The sequence below is a fragment of the Pseudoteredinibacter isoporae genome (assembly GCF_040372805.1).
GTDB lineage: Bacteria > Pseudomonadota > Gammaproteobacteria > Pseudomonadales > Cellvibrionaceae > Pseudoteredinibacter > Pseudoteredinibacter isoporae_A.
Window position 1 is genome coordinate 87,058 of record NZ_BAABWJ010000012.1, and the last position, 18,799, is coordinate 105,856.

At 43.7% G+C, this 18,799-nt stretch carries 12 protein-coding genes and 3 pseudogenes; 7 read left to right on the forward strand and 8 right to left on the reverse strand.

Going from position 1 to position 18,799, the window contains the following annotated elements:
* Window positions 1-60: 60 nt before the first annotated feature.
* The 7 genes from ABWW03_RS18675 to ABWW03_RS18705 form a co-directional block, all read right to left on the reverse strand.
* Entirely contained in the window at window positions 61-774 is a 714-nt protein-coding gene (locus ABWW03_RS18675) for a phosphate ABC transporter ATP-binding protein (RefSeq protein ID WP_353410969.1), read from the reverse strand.
* Between the two features lie 167 nt (window positions 775-941).
* The gene (pstA, locus tag ABWW03_RS18680; protein WP_353410971.1) at window positions 942-1,814 is read right to left on the reverse strand and encodes a phosphate ABC transporter permease PstA; all 873 of its coding nucleotides are present in this window, start codon (window positions 1,812-1,814) and stop codon (window positions 942-944) included.
* Window positions 1,807-2,661: a phosphate ABC transporter permease subunit PstC gene (pstC, locus tag ABWW03_RS18685; protein WP_353410973.1), complete on the reverse strand. Its 855-nt coding sequence runs from the start codon at window positions 2,659-2,661 to the stop codon at window positions 1,807-1,809. The genes pstA and pstC overlap by 8 nt, the downstream gene beginning before the upstream one ends.
* A complete protein-coding gene (locus ABWW03_RS18690) occupies window positions 2,648-3,475 on the reverse strand; it encodes a phosphate ABC transporter substrate-binding protein (RefSeq protein ID WP_353410975.1) in 828 nt (275 codons plus the stop codon). The genes pstC and ABWW03_RS18690 overlap by 14 nt, the downstream gene beginning before the upstream one ends.
* 33 nt (window positions 3,476-3,508) lie before the next feature.
* Complete coding sequence (locus ABWW03_RS18695) at window positions 3,509-4,348, reverse strand: DUF547 domain-containing protein (protein ID WP_353410977.1); 840 nt, start codon at window positions 4,346-4,348, stop codon at window positions 3,509-3,511.
* Between the two features lie 158 nt (window positions 4,349-4,506).
* A complete protein-coding gene (locus ABWW03_RS18700; RefSeq protein WP_353410979.1) occupies window positions 4,507-5,289 on the reverse strand; it encodes a glycosyltransferase family 2 protein in 783 nt (260 codons plus the stop codon).
* 72 nt (window positions 5,290-5,361) lie between these two features.
* Window positions 5,362-6,189 carry a transporter gene (locus ABWW03_RS18705; protein WP_353410981.1) on the reverse strand — a complete coding sequence of 276 codons (828 nt, stop codon included), beginning with the start codon at window positions 6,187-6,189 and terminating at the stop codon, window positions 5,362-5,364.
* Between the two features lie 639 nt (window positions 6,190-6,828).
* Here ABWW03_RS18705 and ABWW03_RS18710 point away from each other — a divergent pair.
* Window positions 6,829-8,226, forward strand: coding sequence for a hypothetical protein (locus ABWW03_RS18710; protein ID WP_353410983.1), 1,398 nt, complete (start codon window positions 6,829-6,831; stop codon window positions 8,224-8,226).
* A gap of 77 nt (window positions 8,227-8,303) precedes the next feature.
* Here the strand turns inward: ABWW03_RS18710 and ABWW03_RS18715 are convergent.
* Window positions 8,304-8,654: pseudogene (locus ABWW03_RS18715) on the reverse strand (IS3 family transposase); the annotation flags it as partial.
* Window positions 8,655-8,826: 172 nt separating this feature from the next.
* On the opposite strand from ABWW03_RS18715, the pseudogene ABWW03_RS18720 reads away from it, so the two are divergent.
* From ABWW03_RS18720 to ABWW03_RS18745, 6 genes and pseudogenes are all read left to right on the forward strand, one after another.
* Window positions 8,827-9,174: pseudogene (locus ABWW03_RS18720) on the forward strand (leucine-rich repeat domain-containing protein); the annotation flags it as partial.
* A gap of 1,112 nt (window positions 9,175-10,286) precedes the next feature.
* The gene (locus ABWW03_RS18725) at window positions 10,287-10,766 is read left to right on the forward strand and encodes a competence type IV pilus major pilin ComGC (protein WP_353410985.1); all 480 of its coding nucleotides are present in this window, start codon (window positions 10,287-10,289) and stop codon (window positions 10,764-10,766) included.
* Window positions 10,766-13,456: a putative bifunctional diguanylate cyclase/phosphodiesterase gene (locus ABWW03_RS18730; protein ID WP_353410987.1), complete on the forward strand. Its 2,691-nt coding sequence runs from the start codon at window positions 10,766-10,768 to the stop codon at window positions 13,454-13,456. The genes ABWW03_RS18725 and ABWW03_RS18730 overlap by 1 nt, the downstream gene beginning before the upstream one ends.
* A gap of 251 nt (window positions 13,457-13,707) precedes the next feature.
* Window positions 13,708-15,060: pseudogene (locus ABWW03_RS18735) on the forward strand (IS3 family transposase).
* A gap of 152 nt (window positions 15,061-15,212) precedes the next feature.
* Window positions 15,213-17,738 carry a hypothetical protein gene (locus tag ABWW03_RS18740; protein ID WP_353410989.1) on the forward strand — a complete coding sequence of 842 codons (2,526 nt, stop codon included), beginning with the start codon at window positions 15,213-15,215 and terminating at the stop codon, window positions 17,736-17,738.
* Window positions 17,739-18,315: 577 nt separating this feature from the next.
* Window positions 18,316-18,609 (forward strand): hypothetical protein, encoded by a 294-nt coding sequence (locus tag ABWW03_RS18745; RefSeq protein ID WP_353410991.1) that lies wholly within the window; start codon window positions 18,316-18,318, stop codon window positions 18,607-18,609.
* Window positions 18,610-18,799 lie beyond the last annotated feature (190 nt).

The following is an 18,799-nucleotide window of genomic DNA, read 5'->3' on the forward strand; positions in this document are numbered from 1 at the left end:
ATACTTGGCTTATTTTAATATTGAAAATGTGTCTATTTACCTGGCCCTTAATAAGCGTTTTTAACTACCCGCTAAGGTGCCGTTGATATAGTGTTGGCTGATCGCTTCTTTGGCTTGGGTGAACATTATTTCTGTAGGGCCAGATTCAACAATGTAACCGGTATTGTCTTTCACCCAGCAGACCGCGACTTTGTCGGAGATTCTTCTAGCTTGGGCGAGATTATGGGTAACCATAAAGATGGTGTAGTCACTTTTCAGTTTGGTGATTAAGTCTTCTATTCGCGCGGTGGCTATGGGGTCAAGTGCGCTGCAGGGTTCATCTAAGAGCAACACCTTAGGAGAGAGGGCGAGAGCCCTGGCTATGCATAAGCGCTGTTGCTGGCCACCAGATAGTTGTAGGGCGGAGTCATTCAACCTGTCTTTGACCTCATCCCATAAACCTACCTGTTTTAATTGATGTTCCAGTTTTTCGTTGAGCGTGTTTTTGTTCTTGATGCCGTGCTCGCGCAAGGGGAACTTTATGTTCTCGGCGATGGACAGTGGAAAAGGGTTGGGTTTTTGAAAAACCATCCCAACCTGCTTCCTCAGTGCGGATACTGAAATATCATTGTCCAGTATATTTTTACCATCTATTTCAATCTCGCCCGTTGTCCTAGCTTGTTGCAAATCGTTTAAGCGGTTTATGGAGGCGAGTAGGCTGCTTTTTCCACTTCCGGATGGGCCAACCAAACTGCTTACTGTGCCGGCTTCCAGGTCAATGCTTGCGGCTTTCATGGCACATTTTGAACCATAGTATACGCTAACTTGTTTTAGGCCGACGCTTGAAGCCCGCTCCTTTCTGAAGCTGGCGCTTGTTGGCTCGCTACGTTGTATGTGGGTGCGGCGAGCAGAGCCTGCGAGTTTTCCGAGCAGGCGATTAAAGGATTGTGCCATTGAAAACATCATAAGCGAGCCTTAAAACGAGCAATTACTATCTTGGTAAAAAAATTCAGCGCAATGATCAGAGCGGTTAATACCAGAGCAGAGGCATAGGCCTTGTTGTCACCACCAGTAACATTCATGCTGAGATCAAAAATATGAACAGACATCACTCGCCCGGGGTCCAAAACGGACTCGGGCATACGTGTAACATAGCCGCTGGTAAATAACAGTACGGCGGTTTCTGCTAATGAGCGGCCAATACTTAACACCGTTGCTGTGATTAAAGCTGGAGCGGAAACTGGCAGCAGTATGTGAAAGATAAATGCACTGTGTGAGATGGCCAAAGCGGAAGATGCCTGACGTAAGCTGGAAGGCAATGAGCGAAAGTCTTGCTCCATAGTGCCAATGATCAAAGGCAGTGCCATGCAGGCAAGGCTCAAACCACCTGCGAGCAAGGAATAACCTAAGCCCAAAATTTGGCAGAAAAACACAAAACCAAACAAGCCAATAACAATGGAAGGGATGCCTGAGAGTAGGTGAATCAAACGTCTTAGCCAAGCAGCGATAGGCCGAGTTTTACTGGAATCACTGAACTCGGCCAGCCAGAGTGCAGTCGCTACGCCGAGGGGAATGGCAATGAATAGGCAAATCAAAACAACCGCTAAGGTTGAAACAAGGATCGATAACACGCCGCCTGCACGGCCTGAATCCAGCGGGTTTTCTGTCAGAAAGCTGAAATCAATATGACGCCAACCCTTGATTGCGATATCTGAAAGCACAAAACCGAACACACATAATGCGAGTAACACAGCCGCCGCGATCAGGCCGTGTATTAAGCGGCTTTTGGTAAGTGAAAAACGCGGTATTCCTTTGTATAAAGAGAACTCAGGCATGGCTTCTCTCGGTAAGGTTGGGCCTGCTGAAGCACAGTAACGCTGTTACTAGTATCAATAAAATTAAGCCGGTGCTGTACAGGGCAGCACGGTGGTCACCCATGGCATAGGCCATTTCCAAGGCGATATTGGCACTCAGTGTTCGGACCGGTGCGAATAAGCTGTCTGGGATTGCGACAATGTTGCCACAAACCATTAGTACGGCCATGGTTTCACCGAGTGCACGCCCCGCTTGAATGATCAGCGCATTGATTAGGCCGGTTTTACTGGCCGGCAGGGCGATGGTCTTTACCATGGCCCATCGGCTTAGGCCTAAGGCGGCTGAAGCTTGGCGCCATTGCTGGGCGGTGTTAGCTAAGCTTGATCTTGCGAGCAATGCACCGGTGGGCAGTATCATAATGCTAAGAATAATAATGCCGGCCAGTAAGCTGGTGCCTGGACCTTCCCAGCTGCTAATAACTGGAACCAGAACCACCAAGCCCCATAAGCCAAAAACAACGGAAGGGATACCGGCGAGTAACTCCAGTATCGAAGATAGGGCTTTGCTTAGGTAAGGCGCGGCGTAAAATTCACAGTAAATCGCGAAGGCAATGCCGAGTGGTGCGGCTATGGCAAGGGCTCCCAATGTTGCCAATAGCGTGGCAACAACCATGGCTGAAACATTGTAGTATTCTTCGCTAGGGTGCCAGCTAGGGTCGGTAAACAGTCTGCTGGGTGATATTTTTGACAGCAGGGGCCAAGATTCTTGTAATAGAAATAAAAATATAAAAACCACCAAAATACCGACCAATGCCGTTAGCACGGCCAGGCCATGGTGCAAACTCAACTCAGCTTTAAAGCGGAACAAAATATTGCCGTTTTATCGCGCTGTGAGCTTGGGGCGATTGGCTAAAATCGATAAAGCTTTGGGCGAGAGTGGAAGGCTCGCCTCGCGTTACCAGGTTCAAACTTCGGGCTAAGGGGAAAGAGCCATTGGCAACGTTTTCAGTGCTGGCGACAATTCCATCATTTGCAAGCAGCTTAATCGCCACACCTGTACTCGCATTGTATTCGGCCGTACCAATGGAAACATAGGCAATTGCAGCTTTGTTGGCTAACACTGTTTTAATGGCGTGTTCGTTGTCACCGATAATCGCGTGGGCCTGAATGTCGGAGCTGTTAAGGTTGAAGTAGCTTAAAAACAGTTCAAGAGTTGAACGCCCATCGGCCTTGCTAACCACAGCTATGGTTTCATCTTTGCCGCTTAGCTGCCGCCAATTTTTAATCTTGCCGGTGTAAATGTCGATAATTTGCTGCCGGCTTAATTCACTAAGGCTGTTATCTTTATGCAAAATGATGGCGATACCATCACGGGCAATAGGGTGAGGAGTTAGATCACTCTCACTGGGTTTTAGCGCTCGGGAAACCATTCCAATATCAGCCAGGCCTTGACGGCTGTCTGCGATACCTCTGGCTGAACCACCTGTTTGAACATCAATTCTGACATCAGGGTGATTCGTCTCATACTGCTGTGCGAGCTCTAGCAGCAATGGAGCAATAGTGCTGGAGCCCGTAATCTGCAAGCGTTTTGTATCTTGGTCGCCATTACAAGCGATCAGACCAATGCTGCATAGCAACACAAGGCTGAGTGTTTTTGCTATCCGATATAGCGTGTATTGCACAATATTACTCCGTACGGCGCCAAACTTAATTGCTTACTTTTGGTTAAGGTTCCAGTCGTAATCGTGGTTTATGCCACCGCTGTAGTTGTTGAGTTGTTGCTTCAACTTCGGTGATGCGTAGTGCTTTAGGTGTTCGATTAGGCTTGCATCTTCACCGCCGAAATCAACAGCGTACCAGTGGTAAATGCTTGATACTGTTAGTTCGCCGTCATCGAAACGAACACCACGCTCGTGGTTGACATAAGCCTTGGCCGATGTTTCCAACAGGAATTCGGTGTTTTGAGCGGTGTAAGCATCACCTGCAAGGTTCGGGCAGCTGATGCTGGCACAATTCACGGCGTAATGGATTCGGTTATCGTTCCAGATGGGGCGTAAGATGCCGTGTTCGATATCATTGAGAGTGAGGTCTTTGCCATCGACAACGGCAAGCTCATCATCCCATGGACCAAAACTGAAAATCCCTTCACCTGTTTTGGTGATGGATTCAACGGGGTAATTATCCAGGATAACTTGTACCGTTAGCGCATTATAAAAATTGATCCAGTAGGCTTTTTGTACAGCTTTGGAATAGCTGCGAGGGTCAATATTTTGCAAGGTATCGAGGTAGTTGCCTAAAATCTTTTGGTCTGCTTGGCTAACAGAGGCGTAATCGAATAGGTTTACCTTTGATGGGTGGTTATCATCGAGGTATCGATCCAATATATTTTGCCAGGCACTGTGATCAATGGTTGCTGTATTACTTTCGTCGCTGGCTCGCCAATGTTCAATGGCCTCTGGTTCCGGTGCTGCAAAGGCATTGAGGCTGGCTGCGGTAAGTAATGTTAGGCCGAGCTTTATTCCAGCACTGTCTCCAGCAGGTGTGTTGTTCACCATGGGTTTTGACCTTTCAATTGGGCTTCGTTTGTGAAAATCTAAGGAGCTTGATGGTCGTGTTGTAAACATAGTCTACCTTTGATGTTTAATTTCTTTCGGTTTGCTTGAACAATCAGTCTTATTAGGGCGTAGTGTTGTTTGCGCTTATACGGGTTTAATCAACTGGCGCTCTGCAGTTTTGTGCGAGCGGGAAGGCAGCATTTTCTTTTTCGAAACTGCTGCCAGCGAAGTTTAATGATCATACCCAATATCCCCTTTGCTGCACCGATAACGCCCGATAGAGTACCACTAATCTTTGAGGTGCCGATTCGCCGAGTCGAGTCGACTGCAACTTCGGCAACATTCATGTGCTGTTGTAAGGCTTTTATTTGCATTTCAATTGTCCAGCCAAAGCGTTTATCTTGCATTTGCAAAGAGTGAAGCGCGCTGTAGCGGATAGCACGGTAAGGGCCCAGATCTGTTGCGGTGCTTCCCCAAAAATATCCCATAAGCGAAGTCGCAAGGCGATTACCAAAGCGCTGGCTTAGGGTTAACGCCCCAGCTTCAATCCGTCCTAGTTCTCTAGATCCTATAACCATGTCAACGGAGCTACTGCCATTTTCATGCATTGAAAAAGGCTTTAATAAATCAATGGCCTGAGATGCCAAGCAGGAATCATCGCCGTCTACAAACAAAACGATTCCATGGTGCTCTAGGGCTGCAATAGCTGTGAGGCAGGCAATTCCGTAACCCGGCTGTGGTTGGCATACAACGCGAGCACCATGGGCCTGTGCAACTGTGGCCGTGTTGTCGCTGGAGCCGTTGTCGCAAACAATGAGCTCATCGATGAGGCGTTCGCCATCGGAGTTTGCTTGGGAAAGCAAGCTGGCGACAACTTTGCCGATGGCTTTTTCTTCATTGAGCGCGGGAATTACAACCGACACAGTGTCTTGAGCAAACATTCGATAACCTATGGCAGATGATATGAGGCGGCTCTTGTGAGCCGCCAGCAAACTTAACAATTGGCAAAGCGTTTAGAAGGTAAAGCCAAAACTAGCGCTGATAACATCGCTTTTGGGGGCGTTTTTTCCTTCAAATAATGAGCCGTAGCTAACCCCAAAACTAAGGTCTGAAGTGATGGTGTAATTAATGCCGATCTCATATAGGTCGTAATCTTCTTCAACTTCGGGGAAGCGCGACGGTGTGAAACCAGGACCACCGATATCTAGGCCGTCACGAGCATCAACTTTATGGTATGCAATTGAAGTGCTTAGCTTGTCATTGATTGCATAATAGGCCGCTAGATTTAAGAAGGCCTCGTTTGCTACATTTGAGTCGCGATAGCGGTAACCAATGTCACCGGATACGGCGAATTGGCTGGTAAAGGCTTTGCCTAAAATAATCGAAGCTTCAACGCCTGAGGCTCCATCGCCGATGGCGGTTATCGCGCCGGTATCGTAGTCACCGTCAATTGTGGCCGCTACCCGAATGGCGGCGCTGGGTGCGTTGCTCTCGGATAAAAATTCATCATGAAATCGCCAGGTTAGACCGATCGTGGTGTCGGTAATGCCGTCTTGGCCGCTACCACCGTCGATGTCGGTATCTGAGTAACCAGCGCGAAAATCAATTTCCAAATCATCATTGATACCATGACTGAGGGATATCCAATAGGTCGATTGTTCTAAATCACCACCGCCGGGAATGTCGACTTCGTTATCGCCTGCGAATAGGCGGTCAGCTTCTTGGGAGACATAAGACAGTTGCACTCTGGTTTCACCTGGACTTAATAACCAGGGGCTACCTTCAGCAAGTAAGGTGACAGGTGTGGCCATCAACATGCTAGCTAAAATTAGTTTTTTCATTTTTTTTCCAAAATAAGTTGTTTACATATAACTTTGTGAAGAAGTTTGAGCGTTGGCCAAAGGGCCGAGTCTTAACTATCTGATCTTGTAACGCTTCTTCAGATAGTAAATAACCGCTTTCTTCTCTTTGGATTTCAGGTATGCGTTCTGTCTGGATGAAGATTTAAGACTATCGATCAGCTCTGATGCGGAGCTCTTGTTTAGGCCCTTGGACGGTGAGGGGCAACTAGAGCAACTCACTTTTTTGTGATAAACAACTTTTCCTAAATTGTACTGATCCTTGGGGCCAAAGCCGGCTGGGCCGAATGAGCCTGATGCATTTGCGCTAACTGCCAGGACACTTCCTAGCAAAGCTGCGCTAGCGACAAATAAAGGCTTAATACGATTTCTACTGTGAGCTGCTTTTGATTTGTTCACTGTTTTCTCCGTCGATTAATCGATGCTTTAGGCATCTGATGTGTGTCGAGAAAACATGTTAGTGAAAGCCTGGCTCCAGATGTCACCGAAATATCACATCGTCATTCTAAATGTTTATCGATTTATTAATTATTAATTTTTCGGAAATATTCTTTTTGAAAATGATTTACTCTGTTACTCACTGAGTTTGAGTCATTCTTTTGTATGAGATTGAACGGGATATTGAAAGTTGCTGAAATGGGAATATACAAAGAAGAAAACATTGTATCGTTTTTGAGTGCTGCTGGATTCTTGTCGGCCTTGCTTTATCTGGGCTTAGGTTATGGCAATGAAAACCTGTGGGGATCTAATCCTGTCGCCTTTCTAGTTGTCATGTCGTCTCTGGCTTCTATTAGTTTTTGGGTGTTCTGGTTTTTAAGCAAGGTGGACACAGGTAATATACCCCGCGAAGTAAGCCCAAAAAACTATATTTGGATTATTGTTGGCTGGGCAATCGTCTTCCGCTTTATAGGGCTGTTCTTTGACCCCATTTTTGAAGACGATTTTTATCGTTATCTATGGGATGGATTTTTGTTTTCCAAGGAGGGAACGCCATACGGTAAAGCACCGAGTGAATATTTTGGAGACAACTCCATAGCCCAGCAAATGCAGCCAATATTGGACGGAATAAATTATCCCGATGTCGCCACTATCTATGGTCCTGTTTTTCAGTATAGCTTTCTTTTGGCCCATAAATTTCTACCGGCTGATGTTCTAGCTTTGCAATCTATTTACAGCGTTGTCGATGTGCTTTTAATTTTGGTGTTGTCGCGTTTATGTAAGCCTCAGCTATTGGTCTTGTATGCTTGGTGCCCCTTGGCTATTAAAGAAATAGCCTTTACGGCCCACCCTGATGGCTTGGCTGTATTTTTGCTTATGGCCGCTTATTTGGCTCTAGTGAGGAAGCACGCACTAATTGCTGTGATACTCATCGCCTTGAGTGTTTGTGCAAAAATATTCGCGTTATTATTTGTACCGTTTGTTTTGCTGCGAGTACACCTTAAATACTGGCTGGTGTTTGCTCTAATACTTGCCTTGGTTTACGCCCCGTTTCTGATTTCTAACTCTGCCGATATCGCTGTCTTATTCACCTTCGCTGGAGGTTGGCAATTTAATGGTTCAATACATCCGCTGCTGCAGTCCTTTTTTCACTGGTTGAGCCCCGAGTATGTCGCGACCTTAACGTCGCTGTTATGCGGGCTGTCGTTCCTGAGCTTCTATATGATTCTCGGTTGGACATTTTTCAGAGATAAAACCGCTTTGATACCCAGAGGAGACTGGGTTTTGGGAGTGTTCTTTCTGCTCGCGCCGGTTGTGAATGCCTGGTATCTGATATGGCTTTTGGCCTTCGCCACAATCTATCCAAGCCGCTGGGCCTGGGTATTGTCGGTGTCTATTTTGTTTTCCTACATTACAGGGTACACAACCGGATCCCCTGAATTGGACCTATACCAACAACCGCTGTGGGCTCGTGTGCTCGAATATGGTGTTGTGTTCTTTGCGGTGTATTTTGATGTGAAGGCAGCTAGGGGCAGGCGGCGGGAGGAAACGATGACGCAGGAGGGAAGAGCGCTCTCCTGACTAAGGCTTTATTGGCTTCCAGCTCAGGATAAGTGGAAGCCGTGGGTTTTATTCAAAACTGAATTGCCACCAGTTCTTTAGATACCTGTCAGCCTTTCTTGATAACGCTGCTCATACTCTACAAGTAACAGCTGATTATTAAAACCATGCCGCCGTTTTGTGTTGTAGAACATCTCTATGTAATCAAAAATATCGCTGCGTGCTTCATCACGATTTACATTAACCTTTTTCCTAGCTCGCTCTCGTTTCAATAACTGAAAGAGACTCTCGGCAACTGCGTTATCATGGCGGCTACCACGATAACTCATGCTACCTTCCAAACCGTGTGCTTTCAGAAAGTTATCCGAATCATAACTGGCGTACTGACCATCTTGATCCGAGTGCACTACAACCATTGACTGTGGGAAACGCCTCCGTACGGCCATTAGCTATATCTGCCGGCAATGTGACAAATATTGGGGCTCGGACATTTCTAGAGAACAGTATTGTTGGTACGAATCTACCCGTTGGTCTTCAGGTTACTGAGGCTGAGGCATTCCGGGAAAATAGTTTGACCAGCATTACTTTGCCAAACACCTTGACCACTTTGGGGGCTTTGCATTTTTGAGTAATAGCCTAAGCAGCATCGATATCCCTGATGGAATTACAAATTTTGGCACTGGAGTGTTTCAGGGGAATAATATTTCCAGTTTTACATTGCCTACTGGAATGACACAAATACCGGATCGCACTTTTAGTGCTAATTCGCTGACCTCTATTAATATGCCTTCTGATATTACTCATGTGGGGCAATCTGCGTTTGCAGGAAATAACATCACTAGCTTAGCCCTGAATGATGGTCTGGTTGATATGGGGATCGGAGCTTTTGCCAACAATCAATTGATGACTGTAGATATTCCTGAGACGGTAACTAATATAGGTTTTTTGCATTTTCAAATAATAATTTGACCACTGTTCATTTTAACGAAGATCGCCTGGGTTTGGAGGCTTCTGGAGCTTTTGAAAGTTTTGGTGTTAATGCCGGACTTACCACAATAACGTATTTTGCTGGGCGAGCGGCTTGGCCGGACTCAGATATCAGTGGTGTAACACCAACGGCAGATTCCTCTGCCCACAGCCGACGTAAGGCAGGTGCCGAGTATGAATTGGGTAAGCTTGCTATGCTTGGCTGCTTTGCTTTTTCTGTCTGGGCAGATGGGGCTTTTTCGTTTTAAAGATACATTTAATTAATGCGTTTTTCTAAGGATTGCTTGTGTTTGAGTGGCGTGGGTCAGCTCTATCGGTTTACTAGTTATGCGCTTAGAATTAGTGTGTCGAGGAGCTAAAGGGCAGGGTGTCCATGGTCAGGAAGGCCGCTAAAGCCGCTCGCTAATACCGAGCGGCTTTTTCTTTTCTGTTAGGTTCTGATTTGTCGGTGTTCTTATGAGTGTTTTTATTAATGGTAAGCCGATTATTAAAGATAGTGGGCAATAATATGAGCATTCAGCAAAAAGGGCCTGCGGTTACTAACCTACCAGTCCTTTCGGAATAGCGGTAGCTAGAGGGGACGGACCTGAACCGCCGCCCTGTCCCTTGATGGTGGTTTTGTATCGATGTGATAGGGGCTTCAGAGGTGTTTACAGCCTCAAATTGCTTCAATTCGTCTGCAAAAGTGGACAGTCCAGTGGAATTTTGCCTGATTTGCTATTCAACTCTATATCTAGGAATCCATCTCATTCCCATTACAAGCTAGGTGGAAATTCACTTATTGAAACGTTTTGGTTACTAGTGAAGCATCATCGGTATTCCTCTTCACAAAGGTTTGGAAAATCGAGTGTGCTATCTGGAAGCTATTTTTCAATGATGACGAAATCTAATAAGCCTCAAGCTACTATTCCTTAGTAGTATTTAAGTTTTCCCTTATTGATTGCTAATCTAGGCGACATCCTTTGTTGATGATGTTTTTTGACTGTTTGTTAAAGCCTTTTAGTTGATTGGCTTGGCTGCTTTCTATCCAGTTCCCGTAAAGAAAAAGAAGATTTAGGCGATATATAGAATAATAACTCTCTGGAACCCTCGAAATGTCTAAACTGAGAATCTATCTCATCAACCCTCGATGCGGTGGGTTTAGCTTTCTTGAATTGATTGTCACTGTAGCTATTATTTCTGTATTGGCGATGTTTGCGTTTGATTCCTACAGAGAGCGTAGAGAAAAAACCGATAGGCTTCGGGCAGCAGCAGATATTGCTATGATTCAAAGTAAAGTCAATAATTACTACATGGAGACTATGGAGTTACCGGATAGCCTTAATGAAATAAACATAAGTGGAATTGAGAAAGATCCATGGGGAACACCTTATGTATATGTGAAGCTAGCAGATATTAAGGGAAATGGAGGGGCTCGAAAAGATAAGAATCTGGTACCAATAAACACCGATTATGACTTGTATAGCAAAGGACCCGACAAAGAAAGTAGAAACGCTTTAACAGCGAAGGTGAGCAGGGATGATATTATTCGAGCGAACAATGGAGGTTTTATAGGTTTAGCTGAGGATTATTAATGCGCCCGGATATTGCTAAGACTTTTAACACTAGCTTTGCAAGTCGCCTTTTCAAACTGATTGTTCTTTTATCTGTATTACCTTCCTTTGTAACAATTTCTTCGGTAGCCTATAACGAAAGCGAACGTGTACAAGAAGTAGAGAAAGAACTTAATCATCAAAACCTGAAATCCATTGTTCTTAATGGCTTGAAAATATTGGAATTATACAGATCAGATTCTTCTAATATTCTTAGGGAACATTATCTGCAACAGTATGAACTTTCAAAATCTCTGGCTGAAAAATCAAAGTTTAAAGACATAATTATATTTGATGGGGAAAGCTATTCAAATTTAAAGAAGGGTCAGGAGAAGAATGGTAAATATTTGAATTCAGGAAGGGTAGAGATCGATGATCATATTTTTCTTGAAGGAAGACAGGAAAGATTTTCAGAAAGTATTTTTAATATATCTGTGTCTCTAAATTTATTTGATATTTGGCATCATACTGTTCTTGCGGACAGTCAAGTGCTGTGTGTTTTGACAGATGAAAAGTCTAGTGTTTCATGCACTAATTCAAATGGTCTAATTTATTCTGGGAATATGAATAGTGTTTTTGAGGGGGCAGCGGTACTCGCCTCTTGGAATTTGTTCATGCCGGGGTATGGGGATTCTGAGCAAATATCATTTTATCTATTGTCTACAAGATTACCAAGTGTATCTATACTTCCATCGAAAGCGTTTAGTTATACTGCCCTGTTTTATATTCTTTCGAACTTGGTTTTCGTATTCCTCTTAATTCAATTGCTGAGAAAGTATACTAAGCCTATTGACAGAATAAAGGATATTCAAAATCAAGTTGACCCTAATTCCTCAAATTTGATGGATAATGAATTGAGGGGAATAGGCGACTCCTTGATTAGTATGAATAGCGCGTTATCCAGAAAAGTTGAGACGCTGTCAGTTATTAAAGAGGTTAGTGAGGCGTCGTTTCAAGAAAAGTCGAATTTATCTGAAAATCTAATCGTCGGCATGTTGGCAATGGATTCAATATCTGCATGCGCATTTTTCGAAATTGAAAACAACTTGCCCAAATGCCTATACTTTTTAGGTGAGAATTCAGGTTTGGAATTGCATTTTGAGGATCTTGATGAAAAGCTAAATCGTATTGAAAATTTTGGGATAAATTCACCTCTAATTTCCCGGGAAGTAGGAGAAGCTTTAGGATGTTCGGTTTTCTCTTCATCGAATTCAGTGGAAAAGTTTGTCGTTAATTCTGGCAACTCACAATACGGCATATTGTTGTGCGAGCTTTCATCACTGATGAATGATGATTCATGGCATCATATTTATGATGTTATTGGATACTCAAAGCTGGCATTCCAAGCAAAGGATCGAGGGGATCAGCTTAAATATAGAGCGAACAATGATGTTTTAACAGGTCTTTTGAATCGGGAGCGTATGGGGGAATTGGTTACTAAAAACCTCAAGGATCATAAAGGACTTTCTTGTTTTATCTTTATAGATTTAGATAATTTCAAATTTATTAATGATTCTAAGGGGCATGCGGTCGGAGATAATGCATTAAAAATTGTAGCCAGCTTGTTACGTACTTGTCTCCATGGGGAGGAAGCGTTAATTTCTCGATTCGGGGGGGATGAGTTTAATGTCTTTCTAAAACGGGTCAATTCAGAAGCCAAGGCTCTTTATGTGGCCAGACTAATATTGGATGAAATTTTAAATTATTCCGAAATAGAGAGTATAAAGCTTTCTGCTAGCATGGGAGTAGTTTTGAGTGAGTCAGAATCAACTTACGAAGAGCTATTAAGGCAGTCGGATATAGCGATGTATTCGGCTAAAGGACATGGAAAATCTCGCTTTTCTGTATACACACCTCAACTAGACGTCGAGGCGAAAGAGCGTGCTGAATTGGATGGCTTTGTGGGGGCACTTGATTGTCGCACTCAGTTGGATGTTGTTTTTCAGCCTAAGGTCGATCGAGCTGGATTAGTTTCTGGTTTTGAAGCTTTATCTAGGTTTAAGTCGGATAGTCGGGATTGGCCCCCTTTTGATGTCATTAGCCATGCAGAGCAAACCGGGAAAATTATGGATATTGGTTATGCGGTGTTTAGAAGAGTCTGCTCTGAGCTCGTAGACTGGAAGAAATTTGACATTCCATGTGTTCCAGTCTCCGTGAATGTTTCTCCTGTTCAATTGCAAGACTCTAGTTTTGCTAAATCTGTGTTGAATATATGTGTAGATCAATCAGTTCGGCCAAATCAGATTGAAATTGAAATAACTGAAAGTGAGCTAATCGAGTTGGGTGGGCTTGCTTCTGCATCCATACGGGAGCTACATCAGTTCGGGTTTAAATTAATTTTAGATGATTTTGGTACAGGCTATTCTAGTTTCTCTTATCTATCAGAGCTACCATTTAGCGGTCTGAAAGTTGATAAATCTCTCACCGAAAAGCTTATAGAAAGCGATAAGCATCGAACGATATTGGAGGCCATTGTCAAAATGGCTCATCATATGAATATGAAAGTGACTGTTGAGGGGGTCGAGTCGGAGAGCGAAAAGGATTTGGTGAATAAAGTTGGCTCCGATGACATTCAAGGCTACTTTTTTAGCCGTCCTCTTGATGTTAGTTCTGCTCGGAATTACTTAGTCGATGTGGGTGCAGCCAATATGACTGATGGTGTGTGCCTGTAACTAGCCTAGCGATACTGGTTGGATAATAAAAAGGTATACGAAGAGGAAAAAATACAACACTAATATAGTAGCTGAAAGCGCTTAGAGTGTTTGCTGATTTTTTAAAATGCTTTCAATTTTATCTAATCTTTCTCTTAGTGATTTGATTTCCGAGCCTAACTCGAAACTGTATCCCGTCAGCCCCATGTGGACCAAATAGCCTGATTGCTTAAGAGACACATTTCGTTCATCGTTAACCCCAAGAGGATGTAATGATGACTAAGAAAAGCAGCGTTGAAAAAACCGTAAGGGATATCCGCCGCCACACCCGAAAGAAATACTCAGCAGAGGAAAAAATCGTATCGTACTCGAAGGCCTTCGTGGTGAAGATACGATTGCAGAACTTTGCCGCAAGGAAGGTATTAATCCCAATGTTTATTATCGTTGGTCAAAAGACTTTATGGAGCTGGCAAGAAGCGCTTATCAGGCGATACTGTTCGCGAAGCAAACTCAGAAGAAGTTAAAGAATTGCGTGCTGAATCAGCTGCTCTAAAGGAAACCCTGGGCGAGCTCGTTATGGAGAACAAGCTACTCAAAAAAAGCGTGCTCGGAGATGGGGAGGACGGTATATGAGGTACTGCGCTGCTGATAAATACGAAATTATTCAACTGGTACAAAACTCTGATTTGCCGGTTCGCCAGACGCTGGATCGTCTGAATATTCACAAATCCACATTCTATAATTGGTTGGGCCGTTATCAAGAACACGGTTTTGATGGGCTTGAGGATACGAAGCCGATTCCACAAACCGTGTGGAACAAAGTCTCTGAGGAGCATCGTGCTGCGGTGATCGACTTAGCACTGGATAGGCCTGAATTGTCACCTCGGGAGCTGGCTGTACGCTATACCGATAAAAAGCGCTACTTTATCTCAGAGTCCAGTGTTTATCGGCTGCTCAAAGAGCATGATCTTATTACAAGCCCTGCGTATATCCTAATGAAAGCTTCAGATAAGTACCAGAAGCCAACTCAGAAAGTCAATGAAATGTGGCAAACAGACTTTACCTATTTCAAGATTATCGGTTGGGGTTGGTATTACCTGTCCACCGTACTGGATGATTATTCTCGTTTTATTGTGTCATGGCGTTTATGTAAAACCATGAGCGCTAGCGATGTTAGTGAAACTCTCGACGATGCATTACGCTTCACAGGCCTTGATAGTGTAGAGGTGGATCACAAACTACGCTTATTGAGTGACAATGGCCCTTGCTATGTCTCAGGTGAGCTTGCAGAGTATCTAAAAGACCGAGGAATGTCGCATACGCGAGGCAGGCCCTACCACCCTCAAACTCAGGGTAAGATTGAGCGATGGCATCGTTCAATGAAAAATCAGATTCTGCTGGATAATTATTACTTTACCGGCGAGCTGGAAGAGCAAATTCGAAAGTTCATTAGCTATTACAATTATGAACGCTATCATGAATCACTAAACAATCTGACACCTGCCGATGTATTCTACGGTAGAGCTAATGAAGTGTTAGATGAGCGAGAACATATTAAGCAAAATACAATGGCACTGCGAAAGCGGATGCATTACGATAAGCAGCGATTGAATTTAGTACAATAGATGAAGGAAATTGTCTCTTAGATTTTCCAGTATTGAGTCCAAAAGGTTCTGACTATATACAGGCTGGATTACAAGGTGTCGTTCGGTACACTCGCGAGTTAATAAGCTTTGCCGCTGACTGCTTTCTATTTGGGATTATGGCTAGAGTGAATATGGATATCATCTTAAATCTATATATTTTATTAAACAGTGTTTTAGAGGCTACTTGCCATGGTTTTTCATCGCTGGATCCGCACGTAGTAAGGGAGTTTATTCCCCATAGCTACACTCTCATTGCGGGGTTTGTTGCCATAGGTATTCCTCTTGGAGTCCAGTCGGTTTCCCGTGCCGTTGAAAAATACAAATCTGAGTATCTAGTTGGATATCTTACCTCTTGGTATAGGCTTAATCCTACGCGGATTTACTGGGCTTCATTGTTGTATGTATTGTTGTCTACTATTTTTCTTTTTGTTATTCCTGAGTCGGGAGAGCATGAATCTTACCAATGTCCTAATTGGGTTTATCTCTTCGCATGGCTGATCGCTGGTGGTTTCACTCTTTTTTTCCTATTCATGGGGGGATGGTATGCCCACTTGATAAAGCAAACACAAAAGAAGCCTTCGGAGATATTTGATGAACTGCTAGAGGAGTTTCCGTCGACAACAGGTGGAGAAAAAAATTTAAATCCAATGTGCAGGGATAAATTGCAGGCTAGAATTAGCCTCTATCGAGAAGTGGTGCGAGACAATCCGGCTGAAGCTCAATTTGGCGGTAGGATTGATTCATTAATACCATACGTAATAACTTTGCTGTATTTCAACAAGAGTTGGGTTTCGCCTTTGGGAAGGCAGGATTGGTCTGTGTTTATTTTTGCTATCCGGACCTTTTTTCATTTATCAAATTTTGGAAAGAGTAATGATAGGGGGCTTTATTTTTCATCGCAACGAAGGAGTTTCGAGCTTTTAGGGCTGCTCCTTAAACACCCCGATTACTCCAATTTGTGTGAGCCATGGGTGAGTGATTGGAAGCTGGAAATATTTCAAATGACTAGTGAGATATATGACCAGGCGGAGAGACAAAACTATTCACCCAGCTTGAGTGGTGACTTATTTGCAGAAGGGGAGTGGTGTCGAGACTTTTTTCATATTGTATCTACAGATGTTATGCCTCACTCCCAGGGATTGCGGGCCGGTTTGAATCTATGGGAAGACATATGTAGATGTGCTGCAGAAAAACACCCTCATAGGCTTAAACCTCTTTTTAGGAACCTTAGAGAATATTGCACTAGCAGTACTCGTGTTGCCATAAGACCGCCTATCTTCTATGGGCCAGAACCTGTTTGGTATGGCCAATGGCTAGAATTGTTCAATGAACTACCAGATTGTAATGTTGATTCTTTAGATGGTTATTTAGCAGCCTTTCAATCTTTAGATGGACATATAACAGGCGCGGAGGGTTGGGACGCCGTGTCTGTTCAAGTCACGGGAGAAGAGCAACGAATAGAAAGTACAGTTGTCAATTTGAATGATCTGTATAAAGAATGCATACAGGTTTCGGCTTTTGATTCCATAGCAATTTTCTTTGGTGAATGTGCAAAGTGGGGCCGGTGGAAAGAGTTAAAATCTTGCTGGTATGTTTCTCGCCCCAAAGAGAGTGTCGCGTCGTATTGTGATCATGATCTGTTTAATAGAAATCAAGGGGCGTTGCTTTACTGGATGAGTAATCACTTAGTATCTAGAAGTTTTTTCGGTCAATCGTTTGATAGACGGGATCTCTCTATTTTCGTAAACAGAGCTTGTGTTGTGTTGATTGCTGATCTAATTGACTCCTCTGGTGACATCAGTGCTAAACTTTCGTTGTCGACGGTTCGGAAGTTTAAAGATGCTAGCAGACTCGTTGGCAATCTTATCTTTGCTTCAGAGGTTTTGTGTCACCCAGAGGTGCAGGAGGCTTTTGGGTGGAGTTGTGAAAAGTCAGTAGACTTGAAGTCTAAACTCGATTGTTATCTTTCAGCTATGCAGTCTGATATTGAGAAAGGTTTGCAGGCTGAGCTCAACAGTTGTGTCCCGAATATCAAGGCGTGTCGTAAAGACAGAAATCTGTATTATGATGCATGGATGACAACAAATAATTTATTTTGGGAAAAGTTCGAACTTGCTAAGCTTTTTCGTCCGCACTTCGGAAAGTGTCTTCAAGATAATCTTATTTCTACTCCGTTTGATGTTGGCAAATCTCATTATTTTTCCTCGCGTAGTGATTCGGTAGTGGTAAAGCAGAGTTTTGGTGGGGAGGAAGTTGCGGTTAGTTTGACTGACGAGATAGTTTCAATTTTGGCTGAAGTAGCTTCTGGTAGTGTTGAGGCCATAGAGCCTGATGATGTATTGCTTATTCCATATGAGGACTTGAGGAACGACTTTTTTCAATATCTTTCAGAGTCTTTTAAAGTTAATGTTCCTAGGGATTTGGTGGTACCCATCTCATCTGGCGATGCCTTAGTTGTAAAGCCTGGGGCAGTAACCTTAGTTCTTCATGAATGGAAGGGTATGCCTTGGTCTGAAGGGGCTGCGAATAGAATTGTCGTTTACGGGTATGCTGATTTTAAGGGGCACGTCGAGGGTGTAATGTCGCTGTATTACCGATTGGAAATACACGACCCTTCAAAGATTGCAGTTCTGCCCAAACCCTTGCTGGCTTGCTGATAGGAGAGCATCAGTACGCTGTTTCTCCTTAGGCTGTTGTTTTCCGTTCACTGATATTGTTCGGTCCTGGCTTTGTTAGTCGATTTTGAATGTCTTGGTTTTAGTTTATGACGTTGCTTATAAGCAACGATACGTAGCCGCCGTTTTGAAGGTTGATTGATTAATTTTCTCTTTTAATTTAGAAGCTTAAAGTAGAAAAAGCAATTTAAGCAATTACCAATTTTTCTATATCCTTTTTGATACCCCGTCCCCGGTGAGGAACATGAAGTTTGCGCTAATAAATGTGACAAAGGTGAATTATTCGCCTGACAGGAAAGCGCCAACGATAAAGCTGACTTTCAGACTCGCTTATTCTTTGGTTTGGCAGCTGTTTCTATTGTCTGTTGGGTGAGTAGATGAGAATAATATTCACAAAGAGTATTTTTAGGGGGGGAGGGTAAATCTCATAAGTCTATTAAGGCATGACCGAAGCCCTAGTCGCGTTTTTACACCAGGTAAAATTTTTAGGGGGGGTTAAGGAGTGAGTTAATAAGGATGGTCAGACTGATTAATCAGGCCTTCAAAAGGAGGTGAGAGGATGAAGAAGGGAAAGCAGAATGTATTGAGGGAGTGCCGCAAAGCTATTAGTGGACTCCGGTATGATCTCAGGCAGTTCGAGTACAAGACTTTATTCAGGGCTAAACTGGATTTTGAGGAGGAGGGGCGAGTTCAGGAGTTGGTATTTATCGAGGAAGAAATCAGTAAAAGGCCAGAAGAGGTCGAGCGCCAAGCCAAAGCGGATAGTCGGATCAAAAGGGAGAGGGTGTTTGTGATAGCTAGATTTATCTGCAATTTGTATTCAGCAGTCAAAGCATTTGTTAGGGGTGGCTAATTTTTGAGCTAAGCGGAGCCGAAATTGTGCTAGGTGTTAGACGGGAGATTGGTTTAGATATAAAAAAGGGCTTGCTAACCTGCAAACCCTTTGAATAGTGGTAGCTAGGGGCGGACTATCTACCATACCCGTAAACCTTTGATTTACGGTCAAATCCACCCCTACATATTAGCATTTTGTAGCAGTCTTT